Source organism: Aeromonas molluscorum 848 (genome assembly GCF_000388115.1).
In the GTDB taxonomy this organism is placed as follows: Bacteria; Pseudomonadota; Gammaproteobacteria; order Enterobacterales; family Aeromonadaceae; genus Aeromonas; species Aeromonas molluscorum.
This window is the reverse complement of the sequence record NZ_AQGQ01000051.1, coordinates 1-23,140: the sequence shown is the minus strand read 5'-3', so window position 1 is coordinate 23,140 and position 23,140 is coordinate 1. Positions and strand designations below refer to the sequence as shown.

The window sequence follows — 23,140 nt, the reverse complement described above, 5'->3', positions numbered from 1 at the left end:
CAGGGCAATTGCCTGCGCCTGCGAGGGGTCGGGTATGATCTTGTCCGGCGCTAGGGCTGGGGGGACGATGGCGGGCCCCTCCCGCTCCAGCAGTCCCTCGCCCTGCAAAGGACGCGCCTCAAAGGCCTGGGTCATGCCTTCGATCACGACCCGAAACTTATCCTTGTCGACCATGGCCACCGAATAGAGCACCACGAACAGCGCGAAGATCAGGGTCATGTAATCGGCGTAGGATACCAGCCAGCGATCCAGCTGTTCATGGCCTCGCAGGTGAAGACGATAGCGCTTGCGCATGTTCACTCCCCCTTGAGGTAGACCCTGAGCCGACGCTCCAGCTGCAGGCTGTTCTCGCCATGGGCGATAGCCAGCAGTCCCTCCAGGGTCATCTCCTGGTAGAGGCCATAGTGGTAATGGAATGCCCGCAGCCGGTTGGCGAGCGGCAAATAGACAAGGTTGGCAAAGCCCACCCCATAGATAGTCGCCACGAAGGCCACGGCAATACCGGCGCCAAGCGCCGCCGGGTCTTCCAGATGAAACATGGCTTGGATGAGGCCGAGCACCGCCCCTATGATGCCGATGGTCGGGCTGTAGCCACCCATGGATTCAAACACCCGGGCCGCATGCTCATTGTGCTCCTGGCTGATATCGATATCGGCCTCGAGCAGCTGGCGCATCTGCTCGACCGGCACCCCATCCACCAACATGGTGAGCCCCTGGTTGGTAAAGGGATCCACTTCACCATCGGCCGCCTCTTCCAGGGCCAGCAACCCCTGCTGACGGGCAAACATGGCCCAGCGTTTCAGCCGCTCCCCCTGCTGGGCGAGATCCCAGGCGGGCGGGTTCAGCACCCAACCAAGCTGGCCAAAGGCCTGCAGCAAATATTGGCGCGGAGTCTGCAGTATGACGGCACCCAGGGTGCCGCCCACCACGATGAGAAAGGCGGGGCCGTCGAGCAGGGTCAGCAAGCTGCCACCATGCCACCATTGGGCTATGGCAATGGCCGCCAGCGCCAGCGCTAACCCAAGCAGCGCCATTTAGCGACCTAACTCGACCAGGATGCGCTGGGCGACCCTGTCCAGAGGCAGAGATTCGGAGGCGATACCCGCCTTGGCGACCGCTTGCGGCATCCCATAGACGACGCAAGAGGCCTCGTCCTGAGCCCAGATAGTGGAACCCTGCTCCTTGAGCAGGCGCGCACCATCGCGGCCATCGGCGCCCATGCCGGTCAGTACTATGGCCAGCACCTTGTCACCATAAGTCTTGGCGGCGGAGGCAAAGGTGATGTCGACGCAGGGTTTGTAGTTGACCTTGTCATTGCCCTCTATGATGCGCAACCGGGCACCGGTGCCACGCCCCTCGAGCAACATCTGTTTGCCGCCCGGCGCCAGATAGGCATGACCGGGTTTGAGCACGTCGCCATCCTGCGCCTCCTTGACTCCTATCTGGCACAGGCCATTGAGGCGAGCCGCAAAGGCGGCGGTGAAGGTGGCCGGCATGTGCTGGATCAGCAGGATCGGATGGGGGAAATCGATGGGCAGCTTGGTCAACACATTCTGCAAGGCGACCGGACCGCCGGTCGAGGTGCCGATGGCCACCAGTTGATAGCTCTTGCCGCTGCGCTTGAAGCTGGCAACCGGCGCGGTGCGCTCAGTGCTCAAGGCGCGCTCGGCCAAGGCCGGACGTTCGCGCAGGGACGCCGCGCCCAGAGCCGGTCTGGCCGCAGGAGCGGCCGCCACCGGTTGCGGGCGGGCCAACATCATGAAGCGCTTGCGAGAGATCTCTTTGACCCTCTGCTGCAACAGACGTACCGCTTCATCCTTGTCGCGGGCGATGTCTTCGAATTTCTTGGGCAAAAAATCCAGGGCCCCGGCATCCAGGGCATCCAGGGTAGAGCGAGCGCCTTCATGGGTCAGGGAGGAGAACATCAGTATGGGCGTGGGGCACTTGGCCATGATCTCACGCACCGCACTGATGCCATCGAGCACCGGCATCTCTATGTCCATGGTGATGACATCGGGGCGCAGGGCGATGGCCTTGTCTACCGCCTCACGGCCATTTTGGGCCGTGTCTATCACGGTCAGCTGGGGATCCTGATTGATGATCTCGCTGACCCTGCGGCGAAAGAAGCTCGAATCGTCGACGACTAATACCTTGACTGCCATTGTTATTTTTCTAACTCCTTGGACCCGAAGGATTATTGTCTACGCGCATAGGCCTTGAGCAGACTGGGGACATCGAGAATAAGTGCAATGCCGCCATCGCTGGTGATAGTGGCACCCGCCATACCCGGCGTGCCTTGCAACAGGTTGTCCAGCGGCTTGATCACCACCTCTTCCTGCCCGATGAGATTGTCGACCACGAAGCCGACCTGCTGGGTACCAATCTGCACGATCACTACGTGACCGGTCTCTTGTTTGCCATGGCGATTGGCGCCACGGATCAACCACTTGTGCAGGTAGAAAAGCGGGATCGCCTTGTCGCGCACTATGATGGTCAGCTGACCATCCACCACATTGGCCTTCTTCAGGTCCAGGTGGAAGATCTCGTTGACGCAGCCCAGTGGCAGCGCAAAGGTCTGCTCCCCTACCTCAACCATCAGGGTCGGCAATATCGCCAGGGTGAGCGGCACCTTGATCTCGAGACGCGTTCCCTTGCCGAAGGTTGAGTCGATGTGCACCGAGCCGTTCAGGCTCACTATGCTGGTCTTGACCACGTCCATGCCGACGCCACGGCCCGAGATATCGGAGATCTCTGACTTGGTGGAGAAACCGGGGGCAAAGATCAGGTTGTAAGCATCGGTATCGCTCATGCGGGCCGCGCTGTCGGCGTCGAGTACCCCGCGGCTGATGGCGATGGACTTGAGTTTCTCGGGATCCATACCGGCACCGTCATCTTCGATGCAGAGCAAGATATGATCCCCCTGCTGGGAGGCACTCAGGGTAATGGTGCCCTGACGCGGTTTACCCGCCTTCTCCCGCACATCAGGCATCTCGACCCCATGGTCGCAAGAGTTGCGAACCAAGTGAACCAGCGGGTCGGCCAGAGCCTCCACCAGGTTTTTATCAAGGTCGGTCTCTTCCCCGACCATGATGAGTTCAATGTCTTTCTTCAGGCTGCGGGCCAAATCGCGCACCACCCGCGGGAAGCGGCCAAACACCTTCTTGATTGGCTGCATGCGGGTCTTCATCACCGCCCCTTGCAGATCCGCGGTGACCACATCCAGATTGGCAACCGCCTTGGACATCTCTTCGTCATTGCTGTTGATGCCAAGACTTACCAGACGGTTACGCACCAGGACCAGCTCGCCCACCATGTTCATGATGACGTCCAGGGTCTTGGTATCTACCCGCACAGTGCTGTCGTTTTGGACCGCACTGTTCTCGGAGGCCGCGGGCTTGGCCGGTGCCTTGGCGACTGGTGCAGGGGCTGTGGCCGGAGCCGGTTTAGGAGCGAGCGGGGCCGCAGCCTTGGCCACAACAGGTGCTGCCGCGACCGGACTTGCTGGCACCACTGGTGTGCTGGGCGTTGCAGCAGCAGGCGCGGCCGATTTCATGGTGACGGCAGGACCCTGGCCACGGCCATGGAGTTCATCGAGCAGGCGTTCGAACTCGTCGTCATCGATCAGGGAGTCCACTTCGCTCTGTACCGACGGCAGCGGAGATGGCGTCGGTGCCCCCAGATGCTGACCATGACCGTGGAGCTGATCGAGCAGGGCTTCGAATTCGTCGTCCGTGATATCACCGCTGGCCGAAGGGGCGGCAGAGGGTGCAACCAGCGTCGTCGGTGAGGCGCCCGCCCCGTGCAACTCGTCGAGCAGACGCTCGAACTCGTCATCGGAGATCTCGTCGATGGAACCGCCACCCTGTCCGGCCAGGACAGGGGCCGCGTCAGGTGCAGGCTCGGGCTCGATGGCGGGTGCCGCCGGGCTCTGGTCCGTACTGGCATTGAGTAGTTGCTCTTCCCCCTGGGGCTTGCACAACTCATGGAGATTGTGCAGGAGCTCGGGGGCTGCAGCACTGGTCGGCTCACGGTTTTGCACCTGAACAAACATGACGTTGATGGCGTCGAGGGCCTGCAGGATCACGTCCATCAGTTCGGCACTGAGGGTTCGCTTGCCATTGCGCAGCATGTCGAACAGGTTCTCGGCCCCATGGCAGACATCGACCAATTCGGTCAGCGACAGGAAGCCGGCGCCCCCTTTGACGGTATGAAAACCGCGAAAGATGGCGTTGAGCAGGTTCTTGTCGTCGGGGCGCTTCTCGAGTTCGACCAGTTGTTCAGACAACTGTTCCAATATTTCGGATGCTTCGACCAGAAAGTCTTGCAGTATGTCTTCATCAACTTCGAAGGCCATTCGTCACTCCATTAGAATCCGGGGTTGAACAACAGATCGTCCACATCATCTAGGGTCCGAGCCTGGACAGCAGATCGTCCACATCTCATTTAGGATCCGAGACTGGACTGCAGAACATCCATATCTCATTCAGGATCCGAGGCTGGACAGTAAACTGTCCATATCATCTAGAATCCGAGGCTGGACAGCAGATCGTCCACATCATCCTGACCGTTTACCACGTCATTTCGGGTATGAGGGTTCATGATGGGCCCTTCCGCCTCTATCCCGCTCACGGGTGGCTGGGGAGGGGCAGGCTCAGTCGTCGCGTCACCAAACATGGTCAGCATTTCGATCAATTTGGTTTCAACTTCCTGCACCAGGGTGATTACCCGGCGGATCATTTGTCCGGTCAGGTCCTGGAAATCCTGAGCCATCAGGATATCAGTCAGCAATTGTCGTAATTTATCGGCATCGGATTCAGAAGCCTTAATAAAATCATCCAGTTGATGACACAAAGCCTTGAATTGACCCAGGCTGAGCTCCCGGGACATCAGCGCCTGCCAGTTCGGCAGCACCAACTGGATATTGTCATTGAGGCGATCGGCAATGGGCAGACTGGCCTCGACGGCGTCCATGGTGCGGTTGGCGGCCTTGTCGGTCATGTCGATGACATAACTGAGCCGCTCGCGAGCATCCGGGATCTCCTGATTGGCGAGGGAGGGCAGTCTGGGATCGAGCTGGAAATCGCGCAGTGAATCGTGCAGTTGACGGGTCAGCTGGCCAACCTTGTCAAACAGCATGGCCGCATTAGGGGCACAGACATCGGCGAGCAGTGAATCAGCCGACTCAAACTCCCCCTGCTCCAGATGGGTGACCAGCATTCTCGCCTGCTCGAGGGAGATCATGGCACTCGTTTTGGCCGTCATGGCGGGCCCCTTAGCCGATCCGCTCGAAGATCTTGTCGAGTTTCTCTTTGAGAGTGGCGGCGGTGAACGGCTTGACGATGTAACCGTTGACGCCGGCCTGGGCCGCTTCGATGATCTGTTCGCGCTTGGCTTCAGCAGTCACCATCAACACCGGCAGATGCTTGAGTTTGTCGTCGAGGCGAATGGCCCTGAGCAAATCGATGCCTTGCATACCGGGCATGTTCCAGTCGGTGACCACGAACTGGTAGTCGCCATTCTTGAGCATCGGCAATGCCGTATTGCCGTCATCCGCTTCATGGGTGTTGTTGAAGCCGAGATCGCGCAGCAAGTTCTTGATAATCCGGCGCATCGTCGAGAAGTCGTCGACGATGAGGATTTTCATGTTCTTGTCCAAATTTTCCTCCTAGAGAGCCGTCGTGGCGGCTTACTTAATGATGCAATAGCGCAGGTTTCAGGGTGCGGATTATGCCTGAGAGTCGGTGGCCAGTGTAGCCATGACACGCTTATGCGTGCCAATCTCGCAGGCGAGCACGCAATCTGTGCATCGCCTGACTGTGGATCTGGCTCACCCGAGACTCACTTACGTTCAATACTTCGCCAATTTCGCGCAGATTCAACTCTTCGTCGTAGTAGAGGGAAAGCACCAGGGCTTCCCGCTCCGGCAAACGGCCTATGTTCTCGGCCAGGGCGCTCTGGAATCGCTCGGCTGCCAGTTCGTCAAAGCCCAGGTTATTACCCGTATCGGGCCCACCAATCACATCCTCGCTGATCCCAAGATCCTCGATGCCGATGATCTTGCCGCAGGAGACATCCTGCAACATGGTGTGATATTCGCCAAGGCCAACCCCCATATAGGCGGCAACCTCGGTGTCGCGGGCATCACGGCCATGGGCCTGTTCCACGTTCTCTATGGCATCCGCTATGGTGCGACTGTTGCGGTGTACCGAACGGGGCACCCAGTCACCACGGCGGATCTCGTCGAGCATGGAGCCGCGAATGCGGATGCCAGCATAGGTCTCGAAACTCGCACCCTTGCTACCGTCAAAGTTGCGGGAGGCTTCGAGCAGACCAATCATACCTGCCTGGATCAGGTCATCCAGCAAGACACTGCTCGGCAGACGAGCCAACAGATGCTGGGCGATCCGTTTCACCAACGGAGCGTGGCGCTCCACCAGCACATAGGAATCCTGATGACGCAAGTACGCTTGGGCTTTATTCACGAGCACCTTCCTCTGTGATTGCCGGTTTTTGCAGCAGATTTTCCAGGAAGAACTCCAGGTGACCACCGGGCTGATGCGGGATGGGCCAACTGGCAGCCTTGTTGCCCAGGGCGCGGAATGCCAATGCAGCCGGCGACTTGGGGAAGGCTTCAATGATCAACTTCTGCTTGCGTACTGCGGCCCGCAAGTTGGTGTCATAGGGAACACAGGCGACCAATTCCAGAGACGTATCAAGGAAACGATCGGTCACCCGGGTCAGTTTGGCATAAAGCTCCTGTCCTTCGCGCAGGGAGCGCACCATGTTCGCCACCACCTTGAAGCGGAAAACCCCATGGTCCTTGGAGAGGATCTTGATGAGGGCATAAGCATCCGTGATGGAGGTCGGCTCGTCGCACACCACTATCATGATGTCCTGGGCGGCACGGGTGAAGCTCAACACCATGTCGGAGATACCGGCGGCGGTATCCACCAGCAGTATGTCGACCTGGGTCTTCATCTCGCTGAACGCGCGGATAAGCCCCACGTGCTGGGCAGGTGAGAGCTCGACCATCGACTGGGTACCCGAAGTGGCCGGCACTATCATCATGCCGTAGGGACCCTCGACGATGATGTCGTCCAGGGTGCACTCTCCCGCCAACACGTGGGAGAGGTTGCGATGTACCCGCAGACCCAGCATGACGTCCACGTTGGCCAGACCCAAGTCGGCATCCAGCACCATGACCCGCTTGCCTTGCGCCGCCATGGCCCCGGCCACGTTCAGGGTGACGTTGGTCTTGCCGACGCCCCCCTTACCACCGGAGACAGCGATCACTTTCACTCGATTATTTGTACGCATTTTGCGCAGACCACTCGCCTGATCCATAGGTATGTTACTCATAAGATTCTGAATCCTCGCCCTCGCCAAAACCTGCACCCCAGAAATAGGGCTCTTCACTCTGCCGGTCCAGCGACCCCATGGCCGCGCCGACGAGCTGGGCTGCGTTGGCAATTTGAATATCTTCCGGAACCCGCTGGCCATCGGTGATGTAACTGATGGGCAGCGCATTCTGGATGCACACGTTAATCACTTCCCCCAGATTGAGACTCTCATCCAGCTTGGTAAGAATGCAGCCGGAGAGCGGTATGCGGCGAAAGTGATCCATGGCCTCTTGCATGACCCGGCGCTGGGAGGTCGCCGACATCACCAGATAACTGCGGATCTGCACCTTTGAGCTCTTGACCAGGGTGTCGAGCTGCTCGGTAAGCCTGATATCCCGTTGCCCCATGCCCGCGGTGTCAATCAACACCAATCGACGGTGGCGGAACTGATAAAGGGCGGCCGACAGCTCTTCCGCGTCCCGTACCTGACGCACCGGACACCCCATGATACGCCCATAGGTTTGCAACTGCTCGTGGGCCCCGATCCGATAGTTGTCCGTGGTGATCAAGGCTACCTGCTCGGCGCCATACTTCATGGCAAAACGGGCCGCCAACTTGGCGATGGTAGTGGTCTTGCCCACCCCGGTCGGTCCCAGCAGCGCAACGGCGCCCCCTTGACGCAAGATGTCGTCCTCGCTCACCTTGAGCTGTGCCGTCAACACCTCGGCCAACTGGGCCAGTGCCTGATGCACAGAGACATCTTCCGGTATGAGACCTGCCAGCTGATCGGCAAAAGCATCATCGAAGCCAATTTTCTTGAGCTCCTTGATGAGCAGGGCTCGCATCGGCTCACGGCGCTCCACTTCCTGCCACATCAGACCGGAGATCTGGTGTTCGAGCAGCTTGCGAATGGAGGCCATCTCATGACGCATGCCCTCCATCTCCTGGTCGCGCTGGGCCGGTTGCGGCGCACGCTGGGCAGCAGGGCGCGCTTTGGGCTTGGCGGCTTCCGGGGCCGTCCAGTTGCTCTGTTCGGCCAAGGTACGTGGCGCCTGTGCCGGTTGAGAGGCCCCGCGCCCCGCGCCCAGTCCGCTCTGGCCGGGGGTCAGCTGCTGCTGGCGCGCCAACAGGGCAGCCAGGGTATCGGCATACTGCTCGTTCCTGCTCTGCCCGCCTTTGCCCGGCTCCTGGGCCAGGGCTGCGCCGGAAAGCTGGCTAGTCGGGCGCACGGCCTGACGCGCCGCAGACGAAATATTGACACTCTCTTCGTGCAACTGACGGCGAACCGGCAGATCCCTCGGGATGCTGACCTGAGACTGATAGTCTATCGCGGCAACGATCTCGACTCCGCCGGTGACCTTTTTGTTGGACATGATGACGGCGTCCGGTCCGAGAGTCTCTTTGACTTCGGCCAGGGCCGTGCGCATATCCTTGGCAAAAAACCGCTTAATCTTCACCCGTCATCTCCGCTAACTAGTTCTGCCCTACCGCGCTGACAATACGGATCTGCTTGTCATCCGGCACTTCCTGATAAGACAGGACACGCAATCCTGGAATGGCATTCTTGACAAACTTGGCCAGGGTATTGCGTAAAATCCCCGATGTCAGAAGCACCGCCGGTTGACCTTCCAACTCTTGTCGCTGGGTGGCCTCAAGCAGAGAGCGCTGCATCCGCTCCGCCAGGCCCGGCTCTATACCGGCCCCTTCGCCACCACCCGCCTGCAATGATTGATGCAATATACGTTCCAACTCTGGCGCCAATGTAATGACCGGCAACTCGGGGTCCGGGCCCGCTATCTCCTGCACGATCAACCGGCGCAGGGCGATACGGCAGGCCGCGGTCAGCACCTCGGGATCCGGGCTGCGGGGACCATATTCCACCAGGGTCTGCAGTATGGTGCGCATGTCACGAATAGGCACGCCTTCATTGAGGAGATTCTGCAGCACCTTGACCAGGTTACCCATGCTGATCACCTCGGGAACCAGCCCTTCCACCAACTTGCTCTGGTGCCTTCCTATCATGTCGAGCAGTTGCTGTACTTCATCGTGACCAAGCAGCAGCGCCGCCTGGTTGGAGAGGATCTGGCTCATGTGAGTTGCCACTACGGTGGCGGCATCCACCACCGTATAGCCCAGAGTCTGCGCCTGGGAGACCTGATCCTTGGCGACCCAGACCGCCTCAAGCCCGAAGGCGGGATCTTGGGTCGGGATCCCCTGGATCTGGCCGAACACCTGGCCCGGGTTGATGGCCATCTCCTTGTCGTGGTAGACATTCGCCTCCCCCGTACTCACCCCCATCAGGGTAATGCGGTACTGGTTCGGTGCGAGATCCAGGTTGTCGCGGATATGCACAGCCGGTACCAGAAAACCGAGCTCCTGGGAGAGCTTCTTGCGCACCCCCTTGATCCGGTTGAGCAGCTCGCCACCCTGGCTCTTGTCCACCAGGGGGATCAGCTGATAGCCAACCTCGAGTCCGATGATGTCCACCGGCATGACGTCATCCCAGCTCAGGTCTTTCTGCTCGATCGGTGCATCGCCATTGGCCGGCAGCAATTCACCGCTCGCCGCCTTCGCCTTGTTCTGCTTCTCGCGGCGCAACAACCACCAGGCGCCAAGCGCCGCACCACCACCAAGACTCAGGAAGGCAAGGTGCGGCATGCCCGGCACCAACCCCATCATCAGCAAGATGCTGGCGGAGATGACCAGGGCCTTGGGGTTGTCGAACAGCTGGCTCAGCATGGCAGTACCCATGTCCTGATCCGTGTTCTGACGGGTCACTATGATGGCGGCGGCAATGGAGAGCAGCAGTGAGGGGATCTGGGCAACCAGACCGTCACCTATGGCAAGCAGAGTATAAATTTCAGCCGCCTCGCCGAAGCTGAGATCGTGCTGCATCATGCCGATGATGAAACCACCGATGATGTTGATGAAGAGGATCATGATGCCGGCGATGGCATCCCCCTTGACGAATTTGGAGGCACCGTCCATCGAGCCGTAGAAATCCGCCTCCTGAGTCACCTCTGCGCGGCGTTTGCGAGCATCTTCCTGATTGATGAGACCCGCATTGAGATCGGCATCTATCGCCATCTGCTTGCCGGGCATGGCATCGAGCGTGAAGCGGGCGCTGACTTCCGAGATACGTCCTGCCCCCTTGGTAACCACCACGAAGTTGATGATGACCAGAATGAGAAAAACGATGATGCCGACCGCATAGTTGCCGCCGATCACCACGTTGCCGAACGCCTCGATCACATGACCCGCGGCATCGCCACCATTATGGCCTTCAAGCAGTACCACCCGGGTCGAGGCGACGTTGAGCGCCAGACGCAGCAAGGTCGCTATCAAAAGCACCGTTGGGAAGGCGGCGAATTCGAGGGGGCGGCGGGTGTAGACGGCCACCAGCAGAACCACGATGGAGAGGGCAATGTTGAAGGAGAACAGGGTGTCCAGCATCAGCGGCGGTATGGGCAGCACCACCATGCCGAGGGAGGCCAACACCAGCAGCGGTGTACCCAAGCCCTTGCTCAGTAGTCCGCGGTACTCTTTCAACCGGCCCAATGATGCCCGCACTGTCATGACGACTCTCAGTTCTTTATCCCAGATGGGCAGATTAAAGCAAACATCGAGCCAATAAAGCAATTTGTTGATTTTAAATGATTTTATTTTGACTGCGTCAGAAGTTTGTCATTTTCGATATTCGCTAGACATAGAGAGAACCAGGCCATGGATTGCGGGTGACGACATCTGAATTGCCGTCATATGCCCGCGTTATTTGCGGCATGCGGTGGGGATATAGACAGATCCGTTCCAAAAAGCGGCAAGTGCCGTCATCAAGTACCCATGTTATTTGCGATATTCGTTGGGAAGAGAGACAGATCCGTTCCAAAAAGCGGCGAGTGCCGTCATCAAGTATCCCATGTTATTTTCGGTATTCGCTGGGTATCGGCAGATCCTTGCCAAGAGGCTGCGGGCGGCGGCCCCGGCCACGGCGGAATTTCTTGAGCTGATAGACATAGGCAAGCACCTGGGCCACGGCGGCAAACAGCCCCTCTGGGATCTCCTGGCCTATCTCGGCACTGTGGTAGATCGCGCGGGTCAGCGCCGGGGATGGCAGTATGGGGATCTCATATTCGCGGCCTATCTCGCGGATCTTGAGCGCTATATCGTCCACCCCCTTGGCCAGCACCTTGGGCGCAGCCCCCGGCTTGCTCTGATCATATTGCAACGCCACCGAGTAGTGGGTCGGGTTGGTGATGATGACATCGGCCTTGGGCACGTCCCCCATCATGCGCCGCGCCGCCATCTCCATCTGCAAGCGGCGGATACGGCCCTTGACCTCGGGCTTGCCCTCGGAATCCTTGTACTCGTCCTTGACCTCCTGCTTGGTCATCTTGAGCTGACGGGCATGGTTCCAGCTCTGGAAGGGAATATCGATGGCAACGATGGGCAGCAAGGCGCAACACAGAATGATCAGCATCCACAGAAACAGCTCGAGGGCATCGATGATGCCGCCAGGAAAGGCTTCCAGGGAGAGATTGAGCAGGTGGCTGAACTGACTCGACAAGGTCCACCAGGCGAACAGGCTGATGAAGAGCACCTTGGCGATGGACTTGACCAGCTCCACCCAGGATTGCACCCCGAACATGCGCTTGAGGCCGGCAAGGGGGCTGAGCTTGCTCCACTTGGGCATCATGGCCTCGGCAGAAAAGTTGAGTCCACCGAGCAGGGTATTGCCGACGAAGGCCGCCAGCGCCACAAAGGCGAACAGCAGCCCCAGGGGTGCCACCACCTCGCCGATCAGGATGGGCACCATGGCCCCCATGGCATTGGGATCGAATGCCTGCTCCCGCTCCAGGGTGAACCCCATGGTCATCACCTTGAGCATGGCGGTGGCCAGGCGCTCCTTGACCATCAGCAGGCCGAACACGGCGGCCAGCAGCACGCTGGCGGTTCCCAACTCTTTGGACCGGGCGATCTGCCCCTTCTCACGGGCCTGCTGTAATCGCTTGCCGGTCGCCTGTTCACTGCGTTCCTGATCGGAATCAGCCATGGGGGCCAGCTCCGCAGAAACCCAGAGGCAGGTTGCCCCCGCTCAACCTGGCCCCATCAACCATGGGCACCTCCCAGACACTGGGTATCGATGAGCTGGCAGCTCGTCTCTTGCACCCGTTCCCAGAGGGCATCGAAGTGGCCGAGGAAGCCACCTATGGTCAACCAGAGAATGAAGAGCCCCGACATCATGCTGACCGCAAAACCGATGCTGAAGATGTTGAGCTGGGGAGCGGCCCGGGTCATGACCCCGAACGCAAAATTGATGAGCAGCAAGGCGACGATGGCGGAGAGGGACATCACCAGGGCGGCCTGGAACATGACGCCTATAAAGCCAGCCAAAGTACGCAAAGACGCAACCGAGAGGCCCACGGTGCCCACCGGCAGGGTATCGAAACTCAAGATAACCATACGCAGCATGATGAGGTGGCCGTCGAGGGCGAGGAACACCAGGGTCGCCAGCATCAGGTAGAACTGGCCCACCACGGGGGCGGACTGGCCGTTCATGGGATCCACCAAGGAGGCAAAACCCAGGCTGGTCTGCATCGAGATGACCTGACCGGCCAGCACGAAGCTCTCCATCAGAAACTGGGTCATCAGGCCGAGGGCTGCGCCTATCAGGATCTGCTGGCCGAGAATGAGAAAACTGCCGAGCGAGAAGAGCTCGACAGCGGGCATGGGCGGCAACAGGGGCACGATCAGGAAGGTGATGGCCAACGAGAGTCCCATGCGCACATTCATGGGGGCCAGCTTGCTGCCGAACACCGCCATCACCATCAGCAGACTGCTGACCCGGGCCAGCGGCCAGAGCACGGCGGCGAGCCACTCCAGAATGAGCTGACTGGAGAAGGTCACGATGCTCGCCCCGGGCCTGTGCGACTCACCCCACCACCTCGGGGATCTGACTCACCATCAGCTGGAAGAAATCCATCAGGCTCTGCAGACCCCAATGAGCACCGGCGCCCAGGGCCAGCAGGGTCACCACCAGTCGGGGCAGGAAGCTCAAGGTCTGTTCGTTGATGGAGGTGGCCGCCTGGAAGATGGCCACCAGCAGACCGACGAACAGACTCGGCAGTATGACGGCACACACCATGATGGTGACCAGCCAGAGCGCCTCGCGAAATACGTCGACAAAGGTTTCCGGACTCATGTTACCAGCTCCTTTCCATTGGCCCGCTTGGCCACCTGCCTGCTGGCCGAGACTGCCAGCCAGAAAAGTCGGCATCAGACCCCAGCCATCCAGCATGGCATGCCAGACAGGTTTCAACGGCTGGGATAGCTGACATCATCCCCCGCTGCCCAGACCAAAGCTGGTCGCCAGGGATCCCAGAATGAGGTTCCAGCCGTCGACCATGACAAAGAGCATCAGCTTGAAGGGCAGCGAGACCAGCATGGGAGAAAGCATCATCATCCCCATGGCCATCAGAATGCTGGCGACCACCAGGTCGATGACCAGGAAGGGCAGAAACAGCATGAAACCTATCTGGAAGGCGGTCTTGAGTTCGCTGGTGACGAACGCCGGGATCAAGACCCGCAGCGGCACGTCGGCAGGCTTGTCCACCTGCACGTTGGCGATCTCCATGAAGGTATTGAGATCCTTGATACGGGTCTGGGCCAGCATGAACTGGTGCAGGGGCAGTTGCGCCTTCTCCAGCGCCTCCTGGGTGGTGATGGTTTCGGCCAGATAGGGCTGCAATGCCTCTTCGTTGATGCGATCCAGCACGGGGGACATGATGAAGAAGGACATGAACAACGCGATGCCGACCAGTACCTGGTTTGAGGGGCTCTGCTGCAGACCTATCGCCTGCCTGAGAATGCCGAGCACCACTATGATGCGGGTAAAGGAGGTCATCATGATGACCACGGCTGGCAGGAAGGAGAGGGCCGTCATCAGCGCCAGCACCTGCAGGGTCAGGCTGTACTCCTGACTGCCGTCCGCCATGGTCTTGATGGTCACAGCCGACATGCCATCCTGGGCCAGTACCAGCGGCGAGAAGAGCACCAGCAACAACCAGGTCCAGTGACGCTTCATCAATAGACTTTTCATCCCGTTATTCTTTGTCATTGCGCGTCATCAGCTTGTTTAACTGCTGGGCGAAAGCCTGGGGTTGACGCTCATCCAGCGGCTGCTCCAGACGATAGAGGAAGTTGACCTGCTGGGGAGTCACGCCGAGCAGCAGCTGCTGCTCGCCCACCTTGACCACCAGCAACTTCTCCTTGTAGCCAAGGGGCAAACTGGCGATCACCTTCATCTGGCCGCCCCCTATCACCTGGGTGAGCTTGCTCTTCTTGAGCAGAAAACCCAGCACCAGGATGAGGCCTATCACCAGCAGGCTGGAGAGTAGCCAGGAGCCGAGGCTCGGCAGTGTGGCGGTTGTCTCTGCCAATGCAGGCAACGGCAACAGCAGTAGCAAGATGGCGACACGCATCATTTGAGTTTCTTGATCCGCTCTATCTGGCTTATCACGTCGGTCAGCCGGATCCCGAACTTGTCATTGACCACCACCACCTCGCCATGGGCGATCAGGGTGCCGTTGACCAGCACGTCCAGGGGCTCACCGGCCACCCGATCCAGCTCTACCACCGAGCCCTGGTTGAGCTGCAGCAGGTTGCGGATGCTGATCTGGCTGCGACCGACTTCCATGGCGATGGTCACCGGGATGTCGAGTATGGTGTCGAGCTTGCGACGCTCCTCGGCACTGATGGGCGCATCGTCTCTCAGCTCTTCGAGGGGAGCCGGTTTGACTTCGGTCGTGACCTGCTCTTCGAGGGCCGCGGCCCAGGCATCGGCCATCAGATCCTGCTCGTCTTCGGGTGTGCTCATCTTACTTCCTTACTGTTCATGATTGGGCGGGCTCTGGGCCTGTTATCTGTGGGGATTTTCTATGCTGCGTTCGAGCTCTTCGAGCTCGGCTTCGCCATCGATACGCACGCCACCACGGGTGACCAGGTGCATCTCGGTCTTGACCCCGTCCGGGCGCTTGAGTTTGTCGACAATCTTGAGCGCCACATTCTCCTTGGAGCGCCCCATCTTGGCATGGAAGGTCGGCAAGTCCTCCACATAGACCAGCAGGTTCTCCGGCATCTCCACCGGGATGATGTCGCCAGGTTGCAGCTCCATCAGCTCGCGCAGGGTCAGTTCTGTTTCCAGCAACTTGGCCTTGAGCTCCACCTTGACGTCCATGATTTCGTCACGCAGCGCCTTGCTCCAGCGCACGTCTGTGTCGCCTTTGTCGCTCTGCACACCGGCGTCGAGCAACTCGCGAATGGGCTCGAGCATGGAGTAAGGCATGGCCACGTGGAAGTCGCCGCCACCGCCATCGAGTTCGATGTGGAAGGAGCTGACCACGATCACCTCGGTCGGGCTCACTATGTTGGCCATGGCCGGGTTCACTTCCGAATCCAGGTACTCGAAGCCGACGTCCATCACCGGCGCCCAGGCATCCTTGTAATCCTCGAACACCAGCTTGAGCAGCATCTGGATGATGCGCCGCTCCGTGGGGGTGAATTCGCGCCCCTCTATCTTGGCGTGGTAACGGCCGTCGCCACCGAAGAAGTTCTCCACCAGGATGAACACCAGGCGGGCCTCCATGGTGATCAGCGCCGTCCCCTTGAGGGGACGAAAACGCACCATGTTCAGACTGGTTGGCACGAACAGGGTATGCACATATTCGCCGAATTTGAGCATCTGCACGCCATTGATCGACACCTCGGCGGTGCGCCGCATCATGTTGAACAGGCTGATGCGCATGTGACGGGCGAAACGCTCGTTCACCAACTCCAGGGTGGGCATGCGCCCACGGACGATGCGATCCTGGGAGGAGAAGTCAAACTGGGCGACACCGGGATCGCCGGCCGCACCTAACTCCTCCTCTTCGACATCGTCGACCCCGTGCAAGAGGGCATCAATTTCGTCCTGGCTTAACAGATCGCTCACGCTTCACCTATTGCATTACAAAGCCGGTAAACAGCACTTGTTCGATTACGGGGGAAGAGGTCAGGTCTTTCAAGACCCGACGGCACTCTTCCAGTGAGTCATTTCGCAATTTTTCCTTGCCCTCGAAGGTAACCAGCTGCTCGGCGCTGGCTGCGCTGAAGACCCGCAGCAACGTCCCCTCGATGAGCGGTACATGCTGCTTGGCAAGGGCCTCGCTCGGGGCACCTCTCACCATCAACTGCACCTTGATCTGTACCAGCCTGTCCCGGCTCTGGCCCGCCACGTTGAACACGAAGGGACGGGGCATGCCGACATAGAGGGCCGGCAGGGTCGCGGGGTCTTGAGCCTGACCATCCGCCTGGGCGCTGGCCTGCGCCTTGCTCGCCTCGTCGCCACCCGAGAGCAACAACCAGGCGGCAACGCCGCCGCCAATCAGCAGTACCAGCACTATGACTGCCATGATGATCAGCTTTTTCTTGCTGGCCGTCGCCGGGTCTTTTAGCGTGAGTTCGCTATCGTCCGCCATCCCTTGTCCACCCTAGTATCAAACTTGTTCGTTATCATAAACTTAACTTGGGGCGCATCAAGCATAGAAATCAATTCCGCTCTCGTTTGCCGCATCCATGGACAAAGTGAGTCGAGTGACGCCGCTTTCGGCCTCATGTCGGGCGCTATGACCGCCCTCTCGACCGGACTGACCATGGCCCTGCCCCGAGAACCCCTGAGCCTGCTGTTGCGACTGTTGCTGAGTCTGTTGCTGGGTCTGCTGTTGCACGGACGTCTGGCCAAGCTGGATGCCCTGCCCCGCCAGCATCTCCCTGAGCCTGGGCATGGCCTGCTCCAGCATCTCCCGGGTCTGGCCATGTTGCACTACGAAGTTGACACTGGCCTGGCTGTCCTGGCCTAGCTGGATCTGGATTTTCATCTTGCCAAGGCCGAGGGGATCGAGCTGGATCTCCGCCTGTTGCAGCTTGTCCGCCAGCATGACGTTGACCCTCTGCTGCAACTCCGTCGGGGCATCCTGGCTGGCAAGTTTCAGGTGGGGCAAAGAGGGAGCATCGGCACGGGGCTGGTTCAGAGCCGTCTGGCTAACCCGGGGCTCGACCACAGCGTGCGGCCCTTGATGTTGGCTGGGGGGCACAGCGTCGCCCTCCACCTTCTGACCGCTGGCAACGAAGGACTCGCTGCGCTCAAGGCTTGCCAGCTTGCCCTTGATGATGGGCTCTTTTTTCGCTGACGCCGTGGCTGCGTCGATGGCGGCGGATATCCCCTGAGGCAGGCTGGTCACCGGGGCCTGATTCCCCTGGGATTGGGCCTGGGCCAACACTTGCGAAGACGCGACCAACGTCGGTGTCACCGGGCTGCCAGTCTGGGGCGCCCCATGCTGACCTGCGGCTGTGACTGGCGTGGCGGCCTGCTTGTCGCCAGCGGTCTTGGCCGCGGCATCCTGACTGACTTCCCCTTCCGTATTCGCTGGCGACAGCGCCCTGTCTTGCTCTTGCTGCTGCGGCCCATGGGACTGAGCACTGGCCGGCAGCGGCCCCCCTTGCTGGGCGAGCTGGGTACCGGCCGCAAAGGCCTGGGCCGGTGTGCTGACATCCGGCTTGCGCCCGGACTCGGTGACCAGCTTGGCGCTCTCAGCGTCTGACCGGACCGCATCGCCCCCTGTCAGCGCCTCCGCGGGCAAAGTATTGGGCAAGACGCCGGGCAGGGTCTTGCTGCCCGAATCCACACCGGTCTCGAGCATGGCCGTCACCAGCTTGCCGTTGCGCTCACCACTCTCTGCTTGTACCTCATCTGCGAGGGCTGGCTGATCCGGGCCCTGGGGCGCAACGGGCTCGCCAGGCTTGCCGGATGTGATTGCGGTTGCTGATGTTGCTGCCGCACCAGCCTCTGCGAGGCCGGAAGCAGGCGGCAACATATTGCCATCCGTGGGACGTTGACTGCCTGGTGGCGAGACCAGGCGCGTATCTTGTTTGAGGGAGTCTTGCAGATGAGCGAGAAAAGGGTGGCCGGCCAGGGAGTTGAGCGCCTGAGTGCCGTCCTCGATGACCTCACCCTTAACCTGCTCGGCATCTTGGGTCTGAGCGAGGGTTTTGCCTGGCTTGGCGTCAGTCTCTTGACGCGCGAGGCTGACGGCGATGTCCGCCTCGGCCGACTCGCTGTCTGGCTGCAAAGCCTTATCAGCCCCATCCACCTTGGCCGCGCCCTCAGCCCGCGTCTCTTTGGAGTGCACTGTCTGCTCCCCTTGCCGGTACTGGCTCATGAGATCGGCAAACTCGGCTTTATCCTCCCCCTGCGAGGGAGCAGCCTGGACAGCCAGGGCACTCTTGTCAGCGCTAGCGGGTGGCGTAATGGGGGTCAACAATGTTTGCATCATCCTGGATTCCGGGGTCTGGGCGCCGATGAGGCCTGAATGGGAGTATGGGCGCGCCTTGGTGCGCCATGAGCAACAGAAAGCAAGTTACAGGCCAGAATGCTGGGTTCGGCTGCGCAGGGAGAACTCATCCAGCATCTTCTGCTCCTGACGCTGGGCCTGTTGCTGGGCCCGAACGGCCTGTTTGTCGAGCAGCAGGGCCACCGCCTTGCGTCGCTGCTGGGCCGCCAGCCACTCTTCCCGACGCTGGGTGAGCACCTCACGGATCTGCAATACCCCTTCATATTGCTGGGTCGCAGCCTGTTCCAGCTTGCTGATGAAGGCGTGGTATTGGGCGTTCTGCTGGGCAGGGATCCCCTGCAAGCCGCGATCTGTCCATTGCTGGTGATAGACCTGACGGTATTGGTTGAGGGCATCTTGCTGCTGCTGATACAGCTTCAAATCCTGCTGAGCCTTGGCCAGAGAGAGCGCAGCCTGCTGCTCCGCCACCAACAGCCGCTCGGCCAGCAACACCAATCCCTTGCTCATGACTGGCCTCCTGCTGCCACCAGCAACGGCTTCTCAGCCAGTAATACCAATACCTTGCTCATTGACTACCTCGCGCTGGATGAAGGCAGGCTTTCGCCCCGCACTCTGGGTCACTGCATCAGCGGCATGGCCACCAGTTGCAGTGCCTGTAGGCCATCATCATAGTGAACGACCTCACGCATGCTTTGCTGCAAGAAGCGATCCAGATACGGCTTCTGGTTGATGGCTCTGTCGATGCGCGGATCCGCCCCCTGGCTGTAGGCGCCAATGGTGATGAGATCCCGGTTCTGCTGATAGAGGGAGTAATACTGTTTGAGGGCCCGCGCCAGCCCCTGATGCTCGGCAGAGGTGACCTGAGGCATGACCCGGCTGATGGATTTCTCGATGTCGATGGCCGGATAGTGGCCCGAATCAGCGAGTTCGCGCGACAGCACTATGTGGCCATCGAGAATGGCCCGGGCCGCATCCGCGATGGGATCTTGCAGATCGTCCCCTTCGGTCAGCACGGTGAAAAAGGCGGTGATCGACCCCTGACCATCGCTGCCATTCCCCGCTCGCTCCACCAGCGCCGGTAATTTGGCAAATACCGACGGCGGATAGCCCTTGGTTGCAGGAGGCTCTCCCACGGCCAGGGCAATTTCCCGCTGGGCCTGGGCATAGCGGGTCAAGGAGTCCATCAGCAGCAGGACATTGAGCCCCTGATCCCGGAAATATTCGGCGATGGCCAGCGCCGTCTCGCAGCCCTTGAGCCGCATCAGCGGCGAGGCATCGGCAGGGGCGGCCACCACCACGGCGCGCTCGCGTCCCTCGGCCCCCAGAATATCTTCGATAAACTCTTTCACCTCCCGGCCCCGCTCGCCGATGAGGCCGACCACCACCACATCCGCCACCGATCCCCGGGTCATCATGCCCAGCAGCACGGATTTGCCGACCCCGGAGCCAGCAAAGAGTCCCATACGCTGCCCCTGGCCGACGGTGAGCACGGCATTGATGGCGCGCACTCCCACATCCATCGGCTTGTGAATGGGACGACGGGCAAGCGGGTTGATGCGGGTCTGGGCAAATTGCACCGTCTGCGCCGCGATAATGGGGCCCAGTCCATCCAGCGGCTGGCCGATGCCATCGATGACGCGGCCGAGCAGATTCATGCCGACCGGTATGCCATACGCCTCGGTAATAGGCACCACACGGGCGCCGGGGATCACTCCCTTGAGCTGCTCGCTCGGCATCAGGAACAGACGATCGCCGCTAAAGCCCACTACTTCGGCCTCCAGGGTGCCTTCCTGGGTATCGATGCGGCACAGGGCACCGATGGCCGCCCGGCAGCCCACGGCCTCCAGGGTCAGCCCCACCACTCGCGTCAACTTTCCGGCAACCGGTGTCTTGGGGGCTATCTCTCCGACCCGATAACGTTGCAGTCGCTGCCCCAGGCTATTTGTCATCTCAGGTTTCCTTGTGTGTGGTGGCAGGCGGTGCGACAGGGAAGTATCGGGCTCGCGGCCTAGCGGCTAAAACCTGACCCTCTCACCAGGCAGTGTTGCAGTCGTTGGCACCAGCGGTTGGTCATGACGGCATCCCGGGGCGACAGGAGAGAGGGCCTTGAGTCAGTCACGCTGATTGTCGCGCAGGAAGTTGCGCAGTAACTGGTCGATGCGCCCGGAGAGAGCCAGATCCACGCTGGAGAGTTCGGTGGCAAGCTGAATATCCCCAGGCAGCAGGGTCGGATCGCTCTCGAGTCGCCAATGGCGCCGCTCGCACTCCTCCTCGCCGAATGCCGCCACCACCCGGGCAAGATCATCCGGATGCAGGGAGAGGGTGACCCCCTGATTCGAGGCGGGCAACAGGGCCAGTCCCTCCTTCAAGGCACCGAGCAGCAAGGTGGGTGAGGTCACCGCCTCCTGCTTGATCAACGCGCGGGCCAGCTGCATCACCAAGGCGACAAGCTGCTGCTCCACCTCGGCGTCCTGTTCGGCCAGGGGGTCGGCCAGACGGGAGGCGAGCAGGCGCCAGTGGCCCTGCTCCTGCTCGACCAACTCGCGCCCCAGCGCCAGGCCCTCCTCCTTGCCTTGGCTGAGGCCGGCATCGTGACCCTGCTTGAGGCCTTCGAGCTTGCCCTCCTCCAGCCCCTTGGCAAAGCCAGCGGCCTGCCCCTCGGCCATGCCCTCCTCCCAGGCTGCCTGGCGAATGGCTTCCAGCTCCTCGGCCGTGATGCTGGGCGCCGGTTCGGGATCGGGTTCAGGCTCCGGTTGCTGCTCCGATTGACGATACCAATCCTGGGGCAGGCCCAGGGCATTGGTCTCTATCTCGGACTCGACTTCCATCTCTGGCCAACCCCAAGTCTCTATCTGGGTATCGGCCGTGTCAGGCCTGACATATCCGCGCAGCTTGCTGTTCTTGGTATTCATGCTGAGATGAACTCCTCGTCACTACCGGCCTGACTTCACCGCGCAGCTTATGATTCATGGTTTAGAGGAACTCGTCGCCGCCACCGGCGCCCAGCATGATCTCGCCGGCATCGGCCAGACGACGGGCGATGGAGAGGATCTCCTTCTGGGCCGCCTCCACTTCTGAGACCCGAATTGGCCCCATGGCCTCCAGGTCGTCCGCCAGCATCTCGGCGGCCCGCTTGGACATGTTCTTGAAAATCTTCTCGCGCATCTGATCGTCCGAGCCCTTGAGGGCCCGCTGCAACAGATCCCCCGGCACTTCCCGCAGCATGGTCTGGATGCCGCGATCGTCCACGTCGATGAGGTTCTCGAACACGAACATCAAGTCCTGGATCTGCTGGCTCATCTCTTCGTCGGAGTCGCGGATGGCATCCATCAACTGACCTTCGACGTTGGTGTCCAGGTAGTTCATGATGTTGGCCGCCGCCTTCATGCCGCCCATCTTGGCGGCCTGCGCGCCTGCCGCACCGGCAAACTGTTTCTCCATGATGTCGTTGAGCTCTTGCAGCGCCGCAGGTTGCACCTCTTCGAGGTTGGCGATCCGCATCACCAGATCCAGCCGTACCTGCTCCGGGAATTGACTCAGGATCTCGGCAGACTGCTCCGGCTCCAGATAAGAGAGCACTATGGTCTGGATCTGCGGGTGTTCGTTCTGGATGATGCTGGCCACCTGACGCGCATCCATCCACTTGAGGGAGTCCAGACCCCGGGCTCCTGACCCCAGAATGATCTGATCCACCAGGTTGCTGGCCTTGTCTTCGCCAAGGGCAGCCACCAGTGCCTTGCGCACGAAATCTTCGCTGCCGATGCCGATGTTGGTGTACTTCTGGATATCGTCGATAAATTGACGATGCACCGCCGCCACCCTGTCGTGACTGAAATCGGACATGGAGGCCATGGACATGCCGAGCCGTTGCACCTGCTTGGGCTCAAGATGGCGGAAGATCTGGGCTGCATCCTCTTCGTTGAGACTCAGCATCAGCACGGCGGCCATCTCGATCCCCGTCATCTGTTCGAGGATCTGGCGCTGACCATCGCTGATGTCGTTGCCAGTCACTTGATTCTTATTTTCTTCAGGCATCTTTGGTTACCCATTCTTTAATGACCTGAGCGGCCAAGTCCGGTTCATTCGCCACCAAGGCTCGCACGGCCTTGAGCAGGTCTTCATCACGATGGAGATCCGGCAGCTTGAGGTGGCCATCGCGCACCCCGAAGATGGGCTCTGCCTCGGCTTGGGCCGCCAGCAGGCTCAATTCGTCGTCGCCGCCCAGCACTATGCTGTTGTCCAGATCCAGCTCGCCATCGGGTCTGACATCCGGGTAGAGCAGGCGCTTGAGCATGGGCCGTACCACAGTCACGATGAGCACTATGATGACCAGCACTGAGGCGGCGATACGCACCGCGCGCCAGAACCAGGGCTCCTCATAGATCGGCAGATCCGGCATCACGTCCAGCTCGGGGC

23 protein-coding genes and 1 pseudogene are annotated in these 23,140 nt (G+C 60.4%); all 24 read right to left on the bottom strand.

Translation table 11 applies throughout. From position 1 onward, the window contains the following. On the bottom strand, positions 1-294 hold a 294-nt coding region (locus G113_RS09315), incomplete at its 3' end, for a flagellar motor protein MotB (RefSeq protein ID WP_005899664.1). 2 nt (positions 295-296) lie between these two features. Beyond that, entirely contained in the window at positions 297-1,034 is a 738-nt protein-coding gene (locus tag G113_RS09310) for a flagellar motor protein (protein WP_005899662.1), read from the bottom strand. Continuing rightward, positions 1,035-2,162 carry a protein-glutamate methylesterase/protein-glutamine glutaminase gene (locus tag G113_RS09305; protein ID WP_005899660.1) on the bottom strand — a complete coding sequence of 376 codons (1,128 nt, stop codon included), beginning with the start codon at positions 2,160-2,162 and terminating at the stop codon, positions 1,035-1,037. It abuts the gene before it with no gap. Between the two features lie 32 nt (positions 2,163-2,194). Further along, positions 2,195-4,354, bottom strand: a complete 2,160-nt coding sequence (locus G113_RS09300) for a chemotaxis protein CheA (RefSeq protein ID WP_005899658.1) — start codon at positions 4,352-4,354, stop codon at positions 2,195-2,197. Positions 4,355-4,521: 167 nt separating this feature from the next. Further along, positions 4,522-5,262, bottom strand: a complete 741-nt coding sequence (locus G113_RS09295) for a protein phosphatase CheZ (RefSeq protein ID WP_005899656.1) — start codon at positions 5,260-5,262, stop codon at positions 4,522-4,524. Positions 5,263-5,272: 10 nt separating this feature from the next. Then, positions 5,273-5,644, bottom strand: a complete 372-nt coding sequence (cheY, locus tag G113_RS09290) for a chemotaxis response regulator CheY (RefSeq protein WP_436469337.1) — start codon at positions 5,642-5,644, stop codon at positions 5,273-5,275. 121 nt (positions 5,645-5,765) lie between these two features. Continuing rightward, positions 5,766-6,482: an RNA polymerase sigma factor FliA gene (locus G113_RS09285; RefSeq protein WP_005899651.1), complete on the bottom strand. Its 717-nt coding sequence runs from the start codon at positions 6,480-6,482 to the stop codon at positions 5,766-5,768. Beyond that, positions 6,475-7,359, bottom strand: coding sequence for a MinD/ParA family protein (locus tag G113_RS09280; protein ID WP_040319084.1), 885 nt, complete (start codon positions 7,357-7,359; stop codon positions 6,475-6,477). The genes G113_RS09285 and G113_RS09280 overlap by 8 nt, the downstream gene beginning before the upstream one ends. Next, positions 7,352-8,797, bottom strand: a complete 1,446-nt coding sequence (gene flhF / locus G113_RS09275) for a flagellar biosynthesis protein FlhF (protein WP_005899647.1) — start codon at positions 8,795-8,797, stop codon at positions 7,352-7,354. Before flhF ends, G113_RS09280 begins: the two co-directional genes overlap by 8 nt. 16 nt (positions 8,798-8,813) lie before the next feature. Continuing rightward, a complete protein-coding gene (gene flhA / locus G113_RS09270; protein WP_005899645.1) occupies positions 8,814-10,916 on the bottom strand; it encodes a flagellar biosynthesis protein FlhA in 2,103 nt (700 codons plus the stop codon). Between the two features lie 343 nt (positions 10,917-11,259). After that, on the bottom strand, positions 11,260-12,390 hold the full coding sequence (gene flhB, locus G113_RS09265) for a flagellar biosynthesis protein FlhB (RefSeq protein WP_005899643.1): 1,131 nt from the start codon (positions 12,388-12,390) through the stop codon (positions 11,260-11,262). A 56-nt stretch (positions 12,391-12,446) separates the two neighbouring features. Beyond that, positions 12,447-13,244: a flagellar biosynthetic protein FliR gene (gene fliR, locus G113_RS09260; RefSeq protein WP_005899641.1), complete on the bottom strand. Its 798-nt coding sequence runs from the start codon at positions 13,242-13,244 to the stop codon at positions 12,447-12,449. A 25-nt stretch (positions 13,245-13,269) separates the two neighbouring features. After that, the gene (gene fliQ / locus G113_RS09255) at positions 13,270-13,539 is read right to left on the bottom strand and encodes a flagellar biosynthesis protein FliQ (RefSeq protein WP_005899639.1); all 270 of its coding nucleotides are present in this window, start codon (positions 13,537-13,539) and stop codon (positions 13,270-13,272) included. Positions 13,540-13,674: 135 nt separating this feature from the next. Continuing rightward, entirely contained in the window at positions 13,675-14,454 is a 780-nt protein-coding gene (gene fliP / locus G113_RS09250; RefSeq protein ID WP_040319083.1) for a flagellar type III secretion system pore protein FliP, read from the bottom strand. Then, positions 14,441-14,821 carry a flagellar biosynthetic protein FliO gene (fliO, locus tag G113_RS09245; RefSeq protein ID WP_040319082.1) on the bottom strand — a complete coding sequence of 127 codons (381 nt, stop codon included), beginning with the start codon at positions 14,819-14,821 and terminating at the stop codon, positions 14,441-14,443. Before fliO ends, fliP begins: the two co-directional genes overlap by 14 nt. Next, entirely contained in the window at positions 14,818-15,213 is a 396-nt protein-coding gene (fliN, locus tag G113_RS09240; RefSeq protein WP_005899632.1) for a flagellar motor switch protein FliN, read from the bottom strand. The genes fliO and fliN overlap by 4 nt, the downstream gene beginning before the upstream one ends. 42 nt (positions 15,214-15,255) lie before the next feature. Then, positions 15,256-16,326, bottom strand: a complete 1,071-nt coding sequence (fliM, locus tag G113_RS09235; RefSeq protein WP_005899630.1) for a flagellar motor switch protein FliM — start codon at positions 16,324-16,326, stop codon at positions 15,256-15,258. A gap of 7 nt (positions 16,327-16,333) precedes the next feature. Beyond that, positions 16,334-16,852, bottom strand: a complete 519-nt coding sequence (gene fliL, locus G113_RS09230) for a flagellar basal body-associated protein FliL (protein ID WP_005899628.1) — start codon at positions 16,850-16,852, stop codon at positions 16,334-16,336. Between the two features lie 57 nt (positions 16,853-16,909). Beyond that, a complete protein-coding gene (locus tag G113_RS20250; protein ID WP_051106580.1) occupies positions 16,910-18,706 on the bottom strand; it encodes a flagellar hook-length control protein FliK in 1,797 nt (598 codons plus the stop codon). A gap of 84 nt (positions 18,707-18,790) precedes the next feature. Then, positions 18,791-19,231 carry a flagellar export protein FliJ gene (gene fliJ / locus G113_RS09220; protein ID WP_005899623.1) on the bottom strand — a complete coding sequence of 147 codons (441 nt, stop codon included), beginning with the start codon at positions 19,229-19,231 and terminating at the stop codon, positions 18,791-18,793. Positions 19,232-19,341: 110 nt separating this feature from the next. Further along, the gene (gene fliI / locus G113_RS09215; RefSeq protein ID WP_005899622.1) at positions 19,342-20,673 is read right to left on the bottom strand and encodes a flagellar protein export ATPase FliI; all 1,332 of its coding nucleotides are present in this window, start codon (positions 20,671-20,673) and stop codon (positions 19,342-19,344) included. A 162-nt stretch (positions 20,674-20,835) separates the two neighbouring features. After that, a complete protein-coding gene (fliH, locus tag G113_RS09210) occupies positions 20,836-21,636 on the bottom strand; it encodes a flagellar assembly protein FliH (protein ID WP_005899619.1) in 801 nt (266 codons plus the stop codon). 61 nt (positions 21,637-21,697) lie between these two features. Next, positions 21,698-22,759 (bottom strand): flagellar motor switch protein FliG, encoded by a 1,062-nt coding sequence (gene fliG / locus G113_RS09205; RefSeq protein WP_005899616.1) that lies wholly within the window; start codon positions 22,757-22,759, stop codon positions 21,698-21,700. After that, positions 22,752-23,140 (bottom strand): annotated as a pseudogene (locus tag G113_RS09200) (flagellar basal-body MS-ring/collar protein FliF); the annotation flags it as partial. The gene fliG and the pseudogene G113_RS09200, both read right to left, overlap by 8 nt.